Source organism: Acinetobacter sp. GD03645 (assembly GCF_029845285.1).
GTDB lineage: Bacteria > Pseudomonadota > Gammaproteobacteria > Pseudomonadales > Moraxellaceae > Acinetobacter > Acinetobacter corruptisaponis.
This window is the reverse complement of sequence record NZ_JAOCLL010000015.1, coordinates 1-13640: the sequence shown is the minus strand read 5'-3', so window position 1 is coordinate 13640 and position 13640 is coordinate 1. Positions and strand designations below refer to the sequence as shown.

The following is a 13640-nucleotide window of genomic DNA, read 5'->3' as shown; positions in this document are numbered from 1 at the left end:
AATGGACTCCACGATGCGCCGTAATTTTATTAATCTTAAGATTGGAGCGATTCTGTTCCTGATCCTGATTTTTTATCTCGGACTGCTGTTTATTTCAGGTTTGGTGAACGAACGACAACGTTACCAGCAGCAGGTCATTAAAGACATTGCCAATGAGCAAATCCGTCCACAACAAGTGATTGCTCCTTACTTAAAACTGCCTTATCAGGTTCAAACCACCTGTACCAATGAAAATAAAGAAAACTATCAATGTAATGAAATACGGTTTATCACCGTAGGCGCAGAAAATTCTGACTGGACAGCAGCGTTTAAGGTGTCAGATAGCACGTATAAGCGCACGATTTATAAGGCGATCAGCTACCAGAACCACATGACAGCACAGGGCATATTCAAAAGCCTTTCCAATGAGTCACAACGCAGCTATCTTTGGGATCAGGCTGAAATTGTTTTTCCGATTCAGGATGCACGCGGACTGAATGCCAAACCCAACCTTAACATTGATGGCAAGGCCTATAAATTTGACTTTGCTGAACAGAGCCAAAGCCAGCGTGGCTTTGATGTGATGCATATCACCACCAAGCAATATCCTGAACTGATCCAGAAATTACAGCAAGGCTTTAAATTCAACCTACAGTTTGAGCTTGAGGGACTGAGTGAATTTACCTTTATTCCCACCAGTTATGAAATGACCTATCAGGCCAAGGGCAATTGGGGTGATGCCAAATATGACGGTCAAAGCCTACCTTTTAAAAAATCCAGCCAGCAACAGCAGTTTCAGGCAGACTGGAAAAATATCGCGCTGGGCAAACGTAATCTTGATCAGCTTTCCATGTGTGAAAACAGTGAATGTTTTTATCAGCAATTCAATTCCCAGCCTGATGCATCGGCTGCCTATCCCTACCCCAATGCAGCCACCAAGTCGGGCCTTTCAATTCAGTTTCTCGATCAGGTCAATATTTATACCCAAACAGATCGTGCCATCAAATACGGCATTATGGTGATTATCATTACCTTTGGCTGCTTCTTTCTATTTGAGGTATTAAAGAACCTGAAAATCCACCCTGTCCAGTATGCGCTGGTCGCGATGGCTCAAGGCGTATTCTTTGTATTGCTGTTATCTATCAGTGAATATTACAGCTTTAGTCTGGCATACCTGATTGCCGCAATTGCCTGTGTGAGCCTGATCACCTGCTATCTATATTTCGTGGTCAAGGGCCTCAAGGCTGCAATCCTGTTTGGTATTTTGCTGAGTGTGCTCTACGGCATGATGTACCTGCTGCTGCAATCCAGTGGAAAAACATTCCTTTTCGGCTCCATCCTGTCCTTTGTACTGATTGCCTGTGTCATGTTCGTCACACGCCATGTCAACTGGTATCAATCTGAACAACAAACGGTCTAAAGCGATTGGGGGCGAAGCCATTGCTTCGCTCCATCCTTTATTCTGCAAATAAGGAAAATACCATGTACCACACCAGCTTAATGATGCTTGACCAGCTCTGCCCATTACACAGTTCAATCGCATCCTGCCTAAACCAACTGAGAGAGGCAAAAATTCAGTTCCTGAATCTTGGTAATATGATCATTTGTCCGCAGCAACATTCCATTTTATTTTTCCAGCAACGCAGGCTGGTTCGCATGGAAAGCTTTGCTGCCTGATTTATCAAATGGAGCGTAAAACCCCTTGCTTTAGCTGGGGGATATAAGCGACTCGCGTAAGCCATACGACATGAAATGTCGTTTTAGATACTTGTGCTATAGTCACTATTAAGAAAAATACTGTTAAAATAATTGCATGAAGACACTCAAATTACGCATAAAAGACAAACATGGCAAGGTGCTAAATCAGATGGCATCCGAAGTTAATTTTGTCTGGAATTACGTCAATGATTTGTGTTTTAAACATCTAAAACGAAAACAGCAATTCTTTTCAGCTTACGATATTGCCAAATACACGAAAGGCACATCGAAAGAATGCAACTTGCACAGCCAAACCATTCAGGCGGTGACAGAAGAATTGGTCACAAGACGCAAGCAATTCAAAAAAGCAAAATTAAAATGGCGTGTCAGTAACAAGAAATCAGCTAGGCATTCGTTAGGTTGGATTCCATTCAAGAAAGTAGCCATTAAATATGCCGATGGCTATGTGCAATATGGCAAGCACCAATTTAAACTATGGGATAGTTATGGGCTATCGAACTACAACGTAAAAACAGGCTCATTTGTAGAAGACAGTCGTGGGCGTTGGTACGTTTGCCTAGTTGTTGATGTAGTCAAAGCAGAAAAAACCACCGCTAAAACATCAATCGGCATAGATTTAGGTTTAAAAGACTTAGCGACCTGTTCAGACGGTGTCAAACTCAAAGCTCCTAAAATCTATCGTCAATATGAACAAAAACTTGGCATTGCACAAAGAGCTAAGAATAAAAAGCGAGTGAAAGCGATTCATGCCAAGATTAAAAATCTACGTCAAAATATGCTGCATCAATTCAGTCATAAATTAGTGAATGAACATGCAGCCATCTTCGTTGGCAATGTGAATGCCAAAGCATTAGCACAGACCAAACTAGCCAAGTCTGTACTGGATGCAAGTTGGACAACACTAAGGACTATGCTCAAGTATAAATGCGAGAACGCAGGGGTATGGTATGAAGAAGTCAATGAAGCGTATACCACCCAAACGTGTTCGTGCTGTGGCTCACGCTGTAGTAGTCCAAAAGGTAGAGCAGGACTTGGAATAAGAGAGTGGCAGTGTGTGGAATGCGGTATATTTCACGATAGAGATATAAACTCAGCACTGAATATTCTTGCGCTCGGACATGAGCGTCTCGGAGGAGGAATCACCCTCCTTTAGGTGGGTCTGATGTCAAACAAAATTACACTGTGGCGAGGGGGTATGCAGTACAATCAGCCTATGTTTTTTAATTAGGTCACCATTATGTCTGTGCAACGACTTCATGTCACCTCACGTTATTGCGAAGTTGCAATTTCAGGAAATCAGGTTCATCTGGCTGGACAACTGGCAGATGACACCAGCCTGGATATTGGCGCACAGACCCAGCAGACCTTAGACAACATTGACCGTTTACTGGCTGAGGCAGGCACAGACAAAACCCATATTTTATCTGTGTTTATTTTCCTGAAAGACATTGAAAAAGATTATGCGGCCATGAATGCCGTTTGGGATGCGTGGATTGCTGAGGGGCATCCCCCAGCACGTACCTGTGTGGAATCCAAGCTCTATGCGCCTGATGTTCTGGTGGAAATGACCGTCACGGCAGTGCGTCCAGACTAGGACGATTTCACCGCCAGAACGTTGTATTTTATCGCGCGCTCCGCCTGTGGCATGGTCACTGGTGTAGCACTTCTTGGTGCAGCAGGCGCGAACAGGTCAGGAATCAGGTCTTCCCTTAATTCCTGTTCAGTTGGAATCGCGCTGTAACGCAATACACGGTATCCAGCCAGTTCCAGCAGACTGTCCTGATAATGTTTTTGTTGCAGGCGATTGACATAGGACTCGTCAGCAATCTCAATGATGGCAAGCACCTGATGCTGCTGGTCCAGCACCACAAAATCGGCAACCAGCCCCTGATACTTACGGCGGGTATGGGCAAACTTTGTGGTGAGCAGGGCATCAAAAGACACATGCGCCAATACGGTATGCCGTGGCAAAACCGCCTGTAAACGCATCAGGGTAATCTGTTCAGAAATATTCAGGATACCACGTCGTTTCAGTGGGCTGTCCTGACGCCGATTTTGGTGCAAACTTCGAACTGCAAATACTGTAATAAACAGTAGTCCAACTATTGTTATGAAATAATACATTTCTAACCAATCCCTTTAGATTTTTTATAATCATTTTGGCTTTGATGCCAATTTTTTTAGTCAATACTTTTTTAATCAACAGCGAGCGATAGCAAAGTCATTTTAGCAGTATAAACTTAAATTTTTTAATCGTGTTTGAACAGCCGACCAAAGTCGTAAAAGCGTCCTGCACCTTTATTTATAATCATCCTGTGGGGAATATTCAAGTCGATATTGTCAGTATATGTTTCTATAAATTGTAGTTTTACCAATAATCTGTGACCACACCCTCATTTGTGTATCTAAAGGAAAGCATGAAGGGTTCATGCTTTCCCAAACTCAACTTAACGATGTGCCTTGGACTTCGGTTTTGGCTTTGCCGAGAAAGGACGTTTCTCACCTGTTTCACGCGGTGGCAAGCCCGTATGCTGGGTTAGAATCTGTCCTTTTTGTGGACGTTTCTGGCCTGATTGCGGCTGTCCTGTACGTTTTGCGGAATCCCCTGCCACAGTGGAGTTTTTCTTGCGCGCCGACTTATATTCGCCCTCAGCAGTTCCCTGTGGCTGGTAGGTCGGAATCAGGTGCTGCTTGGAATTCCCAATCAGGTCTGAACGCCCCATTTCCTTTAATGCCTCGCGCAATAGAGGCCAGTTGTTTGGATCATGGTAACGCAGAAACGCCTTATGCAAACGGCGACGTTTCTCGCCTTTGACGATATCCACATTTTCAGTGTAACGCGCCACCTTGGACAGTGGGTTCTTACCTGAATAATACATGGTGGTGGCAGTGGCCATCGGCGATGGATAGAACGTCTGTACCTGATCGGCACGGAAACCATTCTTCTTCAACCAGACCGCCAGATTCATCATGTCATAGTCAGTTGTACCTGGATGTGCAGCAATAAAGTATGGAATCAAATACTGTTCCTTGCCCGCTTCCTTACTAAAACGCTCAAACATTTGCTTAAAGCGGTCATAGGTACCAATTCCAGGTTTCATCATCTTGGAGAGTGGTCCCTGTTCGGTATGCTCAGGTGCAATCTTCAGGTAACCACCAACATGGTGCTGAACCAGTTCCTTGACATATTCAGGATTGAGTACCGCAAGGTCATAACGCAGGCCTGAACCAATCAGGATCTTCTTCACACCCTTGATTTCACGCGCCTTACGGTAAAGCTGAACCAATGGCGCATGATCGGTGTGCAGATTTTGGCACACGCCTGGATAGACACAGGATGGCTTACGACAGTTCTTCTCAATTTCAGGATCATTGCAGTGCAGACGGTACATATTGGCGGTTGGGCCACCCAAGTCTGAAATAATGCCTGTGAAATTCGGTGCAGTATCACGAATCTTTTCAATTTCACGTAAAATCGAGTCTTCCGAACGGTTCTGGATAATCCGCCCCTCATGCTCCGTGATCGAACAGAACGTACAGCCACCAAAACAGCCACGCATGATGTTGACAGAGAACTTGATCATGTCAAATGCAGGGAAACGTGCATCCCCATACGCAGGGTGTGGTAAACGTGCATACGGCAAGTCAAACACGTAATCCATTTCCTCTGTGGTCAGTGGAATCGGCGGTGGATTAATCCAGACATCACGCTCACCGTGGCGCTGAACAAGGGCACGCGCATTGCCTGGATTGGTTTCAAGATGCAGAATACGGTTGGCATGGGCATACAGCACATGATCATTTGCCACCTCTTCAAATGAGGGCAAACGAATCACCGCCAGTTCACGTGGTGGCAGTTTATGCTTAATCGCCTTGGATGGTGCAGCTCTCAGTTGCACAATCTGGGTATCAGGGTCTAACTGATCACCCTCACGTACAATTGGATTTGCCACAATTTCTTTCTGAAAATTTTGATATTGGGCTAAAGAATTGCCTTTTTCTTTCTCAACCTCACAGCCATCAATATCTTCGGTCATCACATACGGATTGATGATGGGATCAACACGTCCAATGGTATCGACATCGTTACTGGCAATTTCAACGAATTTTGCCTTGGAGGCTTTATTATGTTTATTAATGATGAATGCTGTACCACGAACATCGGTAATGTCATGCACCTTTTCACCTTTGGCCAAGCGGTGCATCACCTCGATAATGGCACGCTCACCATTACCATACATCAGCAAATCGGCTTTAGAGTCCATTAGAATGGAACGGCGAACCTTGTCTGACCAATAATCATAGTGTGCAATACGGCGTAGACTGCCCTCAATCCCCCCCAGCAATACAGGCACATCTGGAAATGCCTCACGGCAACGCTGGCAATACACAGTCGCCGCACGGTCAGGGCGTTTATTGGCTTCATTGTTTGGAGAATAGGCATCATCCGAGCGGATTTTACGATCTGCCGTATAACGGTTGATCATTGAATCCATGTTCCCAGCCGTTACCCCCCACGCAATGGTGGGCTTGCCCAGCACACGGAAGCTTTCTACATTGGTCCAGTCTGGCTGCGCAATAATCCCGACACGGAAGCCCTGTGCCTCAAGCACACGCCCAATCACACCCGACACAAAGGAAGGATGGTCAATATAGGCATCACCACAGACTAAAATAAAGTCACAAGCATCCCAGCCGAGCAAGTCCATTTCTTCTCGTGACATCGGCAAAAATGGTGCGGGTTCAAAACACGACGCCCAATATTTGTCGTAATCAAACAGCGCTTTGGGCGCGGTCTGCATGGTGTAGGCAGTAGACATGGCTTGCGAATCTCGGCTAGCAGATGGAGGAGAGACATCTAAAGATGAAAGCCGATCATTTTAACATGAATTTGATTCATTTTTATAGATTAAAAAATAAACAAATCATATTTCCCCACTTCTCTGATCAGAATTATGGGGAAATATAGAGATAAGGGATTGATAAACCTTATTCTTCGTTTAGGAAACCTTCCTTGATTTCCACTGGCAAGCCCTGATGCCACCATGCATAAATGGATGCCTTGATTTCCTCATCCTGTTCAGGGTCATTGAATGGCTCATCATCTTCACGAACCAGTTCATCGCCATCAAACTTAAACCAGAATTCCCAGGGATCATCATCACCACAGCCCCAAGCCTGTACAATAATTTCTGGCAGCAGCTCTTTCAGGAAAATTAAAATATTCTCAATATTTTCATCCCCGTTTGAGCCGTGGGTAAAATCCAGCACTGCAAAGCCAGCAACATAATCAAGCGTCTCTGGCGCAAGGTCATGTTCAATCGAATCAATCAAATCAAGCAGTTCTTGAGTAATCTCACCTGCCTGCGAATTAATCAATAAAGCTACCTGACTAAATTTCTCCTCATCTCCCTGGTGTGTGGTAAATAACGCTTCTAATTGCCCCATGATTGTTGAGTCAGGATGCTTATAATAAACACGACTATGTAATTCCATCTGCTTTCCCCATATTTATTTTGTGTTGTCATGCTGAATATCGCACGTGCTTAAGTTACCGAAATTCAATGGTTTTTAGCAAGTGTCCTGCGACTGTAACTGTCGTTTAAGTTGAGAAAATAATTATTTTGCATCATGGAGATAAAATGTCAGAAACAGTCCCACTGCCAATACCAACACCACACTGAGATTGATCCCGACCCAGCCAAAGTTTTCCCAGATCAAGCCACCACTACTTCCCAACAAACTGGAACCGATGTAATAGCAGAATAAATACAGCGATGCAGCCACCGCCCGATATTGAATTGCCTGCACAGATACCCAACTGCTGGCGGTGGAATGCGCTGCAAAAAAAGCAAAGGCAAAAATAATCAACCCCAGCAAAATTGCCCAAAGTGCTGGAATCAGGGTAATCAGCAGTCCAGCCATCATCATCAATAACATGAGGGGTAAGACTTTGGCCCGACCATATTTAAAGCTCCACTGCGCTGCTTTTGATGAACTGTAAATTCCTGCCAAATAGGCAATCGAGATTAAGCCAATCCAGCTTTGTGATAACTGAAATGGTGTTTCCAGCAGGTGATAACTAATATAGTTAAATACTGTAACCAGACATCCCATCAGGATAAAACCCTCGGCAAACAGGATGCGTAATTTACGGTCTTTTAAGTTTTGTTCAAACGCCGCCTTAAAACGGGAAAATCGAAAAGGATAGGGTTGAAAATGCTGGGACTTGGGTAAGAGTAAATAGAACAGACAGGCAATGATAAGATTGATAAAACCAATAATATAAGTTGCTGATTGCCATGAGATAAAATCAACCAATACCCCTGCAATCAAGCGTCCGCCCATCCCCCCGATCGCTGTGCCTGAGATATACAGCCCCATCGCAAAACCAATATCTTTCTGTGAAATCTCCTCTCCAATATAGGTCATGGCAACTGCTGCAACACCACTCACTGCCAAGCCTATAAAAATACGAGTTGTTAAGAAAATTTCCCAGATTGGAAAAGACGCACTGACCAGCAATAAAACCGAAACCAGGAACAATGCAAACACCATAATCGGTTTGCGCCCGAAACGATCAGAAATAAAGCCTGTAAACAGTAGGCCAATGGCTAGGGCAATGGTGGAAAAGGATAATGGAAAACTACTATGTGTCGGGGTGACCTGAAAGAACTTTGCAAAAATCGGCATCATCGGCTGAACACAGTACAGGGATGAGAACGAGGCAAACCCTGCAAAGAACAATGACCATAAAATCGCGGTAAATGATTTTGAACCATATTCAATATGGGTTTTGACAATATCCGACATAAATCAGCTTTTTCTACAGGTCTGGTTTGATTTTAGTCCCTTTTAGACTCCCTGTAATGGCCGCCTTTAAAAAACCCTGAAACGTTGGGCATTGCATATGATTTTCTGCGGGACATACTGCCGCATGCCTGAACCCCTCACTGATAAAATGTAGCCGTTTGGTCATGACCCTGTATTTTGTAGGTTAAAACGTACACAAGTTGCGGTGATTGGCGAATAGCTGATAGCAGGTTTATCCCCTAATATACAAATCATAGAGAGACAGGAAGTCTCATTCAGAACAACAAGAAGCACAGGACGTGGTCGTTGACAGGAGTTGGCGGCAAGAAACCAAATATGAGAAAGCCTCGACAGGATGTCGGGGCTTTTTTATTGGCCTCATGTTTAATTCGCATACACATAGAACGATAAAATAATCGCTATTGACTCACTCAATTTGGCTTAATACCATGACTGATCATTTTATTTTTCTGGTTGTTTGCTTTGCAAATCCTAACAACTCAACAATACATCTTTGAAAAACCCATCTTGCTGCTTTTAAGAATCGGCCTGGTTCTGACCGCTATCACCCTGTCTGCATGCAGCAGTCTAAGCGGATCATTTGCCAATCGTTCCAATCAACTCTCATCAGGATTACAAACCGCTTATTCTGTTTCACCTAGTACCGCCAATCGCGTATCGCCCATCATCATTCAAAGCTCAGAGCGTTACGATGTTTCGCCACTTTTAATTGCGGCGATTATTCGACAGGAATCCAACTACAATAGCGCCGCACGCTCACCGACGGGCGCGGTGGGACTGACCCAAATCATTCCAAGCCACTGGCATCAGGCCTGTCCTGGCAATCTTTATGATGAAAGTGTCAATATTAACTGTGGCACCCAAGTGCTTGCGACCTACTATAAATCTGCGGGAAGCTGGTCAAAAGCCGTTGCCTATTACAATGTCGGACCGACAGGTTATCAACGCAGTTTCTGGACACGACACAAAGGCAAGAAATACGCGAAATCCGTGAAGCGACATGAAAAGGCCTTAAAGAAAGCCCTTTAAATTGGACAATAAAAAACCATGCGCTAGGCATGGTTTTTTATATTCAACGACTGATTAAGCCTCGTCAAACAAGTCCTCAAACAACACCGAAGATAGATAACGCTCACCACTGTCAGGTAGAATCACCACAATGTTTTTCCCCGCATTTTCTGGACGTTCAGCAACCTGGGCCGCCGCCGCCAATGCTGCGCCACTTGAAATCCCCACCAGAATGCCTTCCTGAGTGGCACACTTTCTTGCCCATTCAATCGCATCGGCACTGTTGACTGGCAGGACTTCATCAACCAGGTCCAAATCCAGGTTTTTAGGAATAAAGTTGGCACCAATCCCCTGAATTTTATGCGGTGCAGGTGTAATACTCTCACCATTTTTAGTTTGGGTAATGATTGGAGACTCAGCTGGCTCAACCGCCACTGAATACAATGGCTTATTCTGCACTTGCTCAAAATAACGTGAAATCCCTGTAATGGTGCCGCCAGTTCCCACACCCGCCACTAGAATATCAACATTACCACCTGTGGCATTCCAGATTTCAGGACCTGTAGTATCTGTATGAATCTGTGGATTGGCTGGATTTTCAAACTGTTGTGGTAAGAAATATTGTTCAGGGTTTTCAGTGGCTAAGCGTACCGCCTCATCCACCGCACCTTTCATGCCTTTGGCTGGTTCAGTCAGTACAAGGTTCGCACCCAAGGCTTTCAGCACCTTACGACGTTCCAGACTCATACTTGCAGGCATGGTCAGGGTAATGGGATAACCTTTTGCCGCCGCCACAAACGCCAGTGCAATACCTGTATTACCACTGGTCGGTTCAACAATATGCATGCCCGCCTTGAGTACACCACGCTGCTCAGCATCAGCAATCATGGCCGCACCAATACGGCATTTCACTGAAAATGCAGGGTTGCGACTCTCAACCTTGGCTAAAACCGTTGCCCCTGTTTGAATAATACGGTTGATACGAATGAGTGGGGTATTCCCAATCGCTTCGGCATTATTTGCATATACCGCAATACCAAGATTGGCAGGTGTTGGAAATTGTTGGTCGGTTGTCATGAATGATCCTTTATATCTTATCGTCTTTAAAAAGATTATACGCAGTTTAACCTTATCATCAAAAATTGATATTTAACGATTTGTGATGCTGATTTATAACAAAACTTTCAAGTCCAGGCTTCAGGACTCTTTTTCTATTATTGCCTGTTCGGGCCTTTAACCACATTTCTGCATTAAGCCAATTCCTCATGGACAATGCCCTGATCAGTATCACCCAGCAGAATTGCAACCCGTTCAGAATGTACAACCAAATGCTCCAGCCAACGCTGGGCAGCGAGCAATTCCAGAGTATAGGTTGCAGAAACATTTTGATGGGCAGAATCCTCGATAATCTTTTGCCTTACAGATTCCTGTCTCTCTTTCATTTCATTCACTATCAAGCTCAATTCATCCACTAAAGATTTAGGTATTTTTACAAATGGTTCCTGCAATAAATAAGGAATATACTGCTCAATCAATGCCGCAAAATGCTGTGCTAAATCATAAATGGCAGCCTGACGTTGAATAGTTTCAATCTTTGAGACATCCTTTAAGTCATTCCTTAAAACACGGACATAAACAGCCAGCCGCAACAGGATAATAAAGCGACGTTGATCTGCAAGGGATTGTGGAATAGTCATTGCATCCAGATAATTTTCAACTTTTACCAGAATATGATCAAGCTCATCCGTCCTCACCAACCCAGCAACGATTTCCCGACGGATACAGCGTATAAAAATCCCATACATATCAGCAATCGATTGCAATAGCACCCGTTCTGCTGCGGCAATTGCCAGCGCAGGAACACTATACAGGGACTCATCCAAATAACGTGTTGTTGAATATTCTTTTTCTGGAAGCAGGTAAATAATGAACTGCTCAAACCTAGGTAAAAGAGGCATAAAAATACATGCCCCCAAGACACTAAAACAAGTATGAAATGCGGCAACCAGCAAAACCGCTCCGAGTTGATGAATGGCTTCAATATGGTTATACGCCCATATAAACGCTGGAGATAAAAGCGTAAATGCAAAAACCGCAGTGACCACATTAAAAATGACATGAACCGCAGCCGTTCGCTTGGCACTCGTGGTTGCCCCGATTGCCGCCAAAACAGCCGTAGCCACCGTTCCAATATTTTGCCCAATCACCAACGCCAGGGTCTGTTCCAGATTAATGGTCTGGGTAGACAATGCCGCAAGGGTTGTGGTAATTGCCGCACTGGATGACTGGAGTACGATGGTCATGAGAATACCCACCAGCACCAGAAACAAACGCATCAACAACGTCGGTTCCGCCCAGCGCGATAGATCAATCAGTTCCGCCACGCCACTCATGGCATCCTGCAAAAGCTGGATACCAAAAAACAATAGACCAAAACCTGCCAGAGTCAGTCCAATAAACCCAACCCTTTCTTTTCCCAATAATTTTAGCAGGGCCCCGATACCAATCAGTGGTAAGGCAAAACTGGAAATCGAAAACTTTAAACCAAGTAGCGCCACCATCCAGCCCGTACTGGTCGTTCCAATATTGGCACCAATGATCACCCCGATCGCATGGCTGAAACTGAGTACCCCAGCACTTACAAAACCAATGGTCGCCAAAGTGGTTGCTGTTGAGGACTGCACCACCAGTGTCAGCCCAATACCTGATAATACCGCCTTGATTGGAGAATCAGTAAATCTCACCAACCATTGACGTAGTGCTTCCCCTGCCATTGCTTTCAGGCTATCGGTCATCAAAGTCATACCTAAAAGGAACAACCCGATTCCACCCATCAACTGCACAATGACATTCAACACAGAAACTTCCTTTTTATGATTTTTTAAGGTACAGACGACTAATCAGGAGCGTAATAAAAACTCATCACCCCAGTTGCAATTGCAGCAACAAAACATTCAACCTTAAAAGATTCAAAACCCAAAACATAGAGAATAATACCGAAAATCATTGCTGAGATTAAACTGGCCATGACTGGTGCAACACGATGAGTAGCATGATCATGTGCTTTCATTTTTAATATCGTATGCTTTAATTGAGCACGATGAATATAATACTGATTAAATAACGGCAACCTAATCATGATAAATGTCATCAATAAAATGCCAAAAATAAAGGCAAATATGGCAGCCACCCAGTTAAAGGGTTCCTGATCAATATAGGCATAACCAACAAGTAGGCTACACCCAATCAAGGCATATAGAATATAATCCCAATAAAATTTTCTATACATGGTTTTATTCTAAAAATAAGCCCTAACAATCAATGCAGTGCTATTGGTTTATATCCAGCCTTTATCAATAAATTCCGTAACCTGATAAAGCCTTTTTTCGAGTGTATTGTTGCTGACGGCAATAATAATTTGCCTCACACCCTCAGCATAGGGTGAACCACCCAATACCTTGGCTTCCACATTAATTGAACAGGACTGATGATCAGAAATCTCAATTCGATGATAGGCGTGCCGATTCAGACTCTGTTCTGGAATTTTTAGTTCCTCACGCTGTATTTTAGGATCACGAATCGATTCAATATTCTCTTCTGCCAGCCCTAATGACTTCGCCATGGCAATTGCAGTTCCTGGCGTTGAAGTCTTGCCCGATTGATGGGACTCAGTCAGGTTAATCTGGTATTGACTAAAGTTATAGCCTACCTTTTCCAGCATAAACATAAACTTGAGCATTAAAATGTTGGTGTTGGGAGATAGAATGACTGGAATATTTAAAGGCTCAGATGATAGGTTCGTTTCAGTTGATAGCTCAACCAGAACAGAGTTTGTCTGTTCACAATGCCCAATGATGTCCTTTAGTTCCCGTCCTGAACCAGCGTGTACCACAATAGAGGGTTCTGACAATTTTCTATCAGCCCATGCCCGTACATTATAATTATGATCAAGCATTAATCCATTCAATAATTCAAGGGCTAATTTACCAGAGCCAGCAATATAAACATTTGTCATCGATTTCACTTATAGTGTGTAAATATCTAAATTTTATTGAGTATAAATGGATATTAAATTTTGTTGGAATCTTCTTTGTTTATAA

The 13640-nt window shown here is 43.9% G+C and carries 13 protein-coding genes and 1 pseudogene; 5 read left to right on the top strand and 9 right to left on the bottom strand.

The genetic code is table 11. The features are described from left to right. Positions 1-13 precede the first annotated feature (13 nt). The 4 genes from creD (at position 14) to N5J47_RS12675 (ending at position 3292) form a co-directional block, all read left to right on the top strand. The gene (gene creD, locus N5J47_RS12690) at positions 14-1399 is read left to right on the top strand and encodes a cell envelope integrity protein CreD (protein WP_279960260.1); all 1386 of its coding nucleotides are present in this window, start codon (positions 14-16) and stop codon (positions 1397-1399) included. 62 nt (positions 1400-1461) lie between these two features. After that, positions 1462-1656: a hypothetical protein gene (locus N5J47_RS12685; RefSeq protein WP_279960261.1), complete on the top strand. Its 195-nt coding sequence runs from the start codon at positions 1462-1464 to the stop codon at positions 1654-1656. Positions 1657-1792: 136 nt separating this feature from the next. Beyond that, on the top strand, positions 1793-2851 hold the full coding sequence (locus N5J47_RS12680) for a transposase (RefSeq protein ID WP_279960262.1): 1059 nt from the start codon (positions 1793-1795) through the stop codon (positions 2849-2851). A gap of 84 nt (positions 2852-2935) precedes the next feature. Continuing rightward, positions 2936-3292, top strand: a complete 357-nt coding sequence (locus N5J47_RS12675) for a RidA family protein (protein WP_279960263.1) — start codon at positions 2936-2938, stop codon at positions 3290-3292. Here the strand turns inward: N5J47_RS12675 and N5J47_RS12670 are convergent. From N5J47_RS12670 to N5J47_RS12650, 5 genes and pseudogenes are all read right to left on the bottom strand, one after another. Beyond that, the gene (locus N5J47_RS12670; RefSeq protein WP_267981619.1) at positions 3289-3822 is read right to left on the bottom strand and encodes a DUF2726 domain-containing protein; all 534 of its coding nucleotides are present in this window, start codon (positions 3820-3822) and stop codon (positions 3289-3291) included. The two genes, N5J47_RS12675 and N5J47_RS12670, sit on opposite strands and share 4 nt — an antisense overlap. A gap of 323 nt (positions 3823-4145) precedes the next feature. After that, a complete protein-coding gene (locus tag N5J47_RS12665; protein ID WP_279960264.1) occupies positions 4146-6518 on the bottom strand; it encodes a YgiQ family radical SAM protein in 2373 nt (790 codons plus the stop codon). Between the two features lie 169 nt (positions 6519-6687). Then, entirely contained in the window at positions 6688-7194 is a 507-nt protein-coding gene (locus N5J47_RS12660; protein WP_279960265.1) for a hypothetical protein, read from the bottom strand. Between the two features lie 123 nt (positions 7195-7317). Beyond that, positions 7318-8511, bottom strand: coding sequence for an MFS transporter (locus N5J47_RS12655; RefSeq protein WP_279960266.1), 1194 nt, complete (start codon positions 8509-8511; stop codon positions 7318-7320). Between the two features lie 13 nt (positions 8512-8524). Beyond that, positions 8525-8677 (bottom strand): annotated as a pseudogene (locus tag N5J47_RS12650) (MerR family transcriptional regulator); the annotation flags it as partial. A gap of 317 nt (positions 8678-8994) precedes the next feature. On the opposite strand from N5J47_RS12650, the gene N5J47_RS12645 reads away from it, so the two are divergent. Beyond that, entirely contained in the window at positions 8995-9561 is a 567-nt protein-coding gene (locus tag N5J47_RS12645; protein WP_279960267.1) for a transglycosylase SLT domain-containing protein, read from the top strand. Positions 9562-9615: 54 nt separating this feature from the next. Here N5J47_RS12645 and cysK read toward each other — a convergent pair whose 3' ends face one another. The 4 genes from cysK to N5J47_RS12625 all read right to left on the bottom strand — a co-directional run bounded on the left by cysK (position 9616) and on the right by N5J47_RS12625 (position 13555). Beyond that, positions 9616-10617, bottom strand: coding sequence for a cysteine synthase A (gene cysK / locus N5J47_RS12640; protein ID WP_279960268.1), 1002 nt, complete (start codon positions 10615-10617; stop codon positions 9616-9618). 173 nt (positions 10618-10790) lie between these two features. Then, the gene (locus N5J47_RS12635; RefSeq protein ID WP_279960269.1) at positions 10791-12398 is read right to left on the bottom strand and encodes a Na/Pi symporter; all 1608 of its coding nucleotides are present in this window, start codon (positions 12396-12398) and stop codon (positions 10791-10793) included. A 38-nt stretch (positions 12399-12436) separates the two neighbouring features. Continuing rightward, positions 12437-12829: a hypothetical protein gene (locus N5J47_RS12630; protein ID WP_279960270.1), complete on the bottom strand. Its 393-nt coding sequence runs from the start codon at positions 12827-12829 to the stop codon at positions 12437-12439. 48 nt (positions 12830-12877) lie between these two features. Further along, the gene (locus N5J47_RS12625) at positions 12878-13555 is read right to left on the bottom strand and encodes a dihydrodipicolinate reductase C-terminal domain-containing protein (RefSeq protein ID WP_279960271.1); all 678 of its coding nucleotides are present in this window, start codon (positions 13553-13555) and stop codon (positions 12878-12880) included. Positions 13556-13640 lie beyond the last annotated feature (85 nt).

Bases quoted from the DNA above. Each gene is read 5' to 3' on its own strand.
- creD (WP_279960260.1), top strand. From the start codon at position 14: ATGCGCCGTAATTTTATTAATCTTAAGATTGGAGCGATTCTGTTCCTG.
- N5J47_RS12685 (WP_279960261.1), top strand. From the start codon at position 1,462: ATGTACCACACCAGCTTAATGATGCTTGACCAGCTCTGCCCATTACAC.
- N5J47_RS12680 (WP_279960262.1), top strand. From the start codon at position 1,793: ATGAAGACACTCAAATTACGCATAAAAGACAAACATGGCAAGGTGCTA.
- N5J47_RS12675 (WP_279960263.1), top strand. From the start codon at position 2,936: ATGTCTGTGCAACGACTTCATGTCACCTCACGTTATTGCGAAGTTGCA.
- N5J47_RS12670 (WP_267981619.1), bottom strand. From the start codon at position 3,822: ATGTATTATTTCATAACAATAGTTGGACTACTGTTTATTACAGTATTT.
- N5J47_RS12665 (WP_279960264.1), bottom strand. From the start codon at position 6,518: ATGTCTACTGCCTACACCATGCAGACCGCGCCCAAAGCGCTGTTTGAT.
- N5J47_RS12660 (WP_279960265.1), bottom strand. From the start codon at position 7,194: ATGGAATTACATAGTCGTGTTTATTATAAGCATCCTGACTCAACAATC.
- N5J47_RS12655 (WP_279960266.1), bottom strand. From the start codon at position 8,511: ATGTCGGATATTGTCAAAACCCATATTGAATATGGTTCAAAATCATTT.
- cysK (WP_279960268.1), bottom strand. From the start codon at position 10,617: ATGACAACCGACCAACAATTTCCAACACCTGCCAATCTTGGTATTGCG.
- N5J47_RS12630 (WP_279960270.1), bottom strand. From the start codon at position 12,829: ATGTATAGAAAATTTTATTGGGATTATATTCTATATGCCTTGATTGGG.
- N5J47_RS12625 (WP_279960271.1), bottom strand. From the start codon at position 13,555: ATGACAAATGTTTATATTGCTGGCTCTGGTAAATTAGCCCTTGAATTA.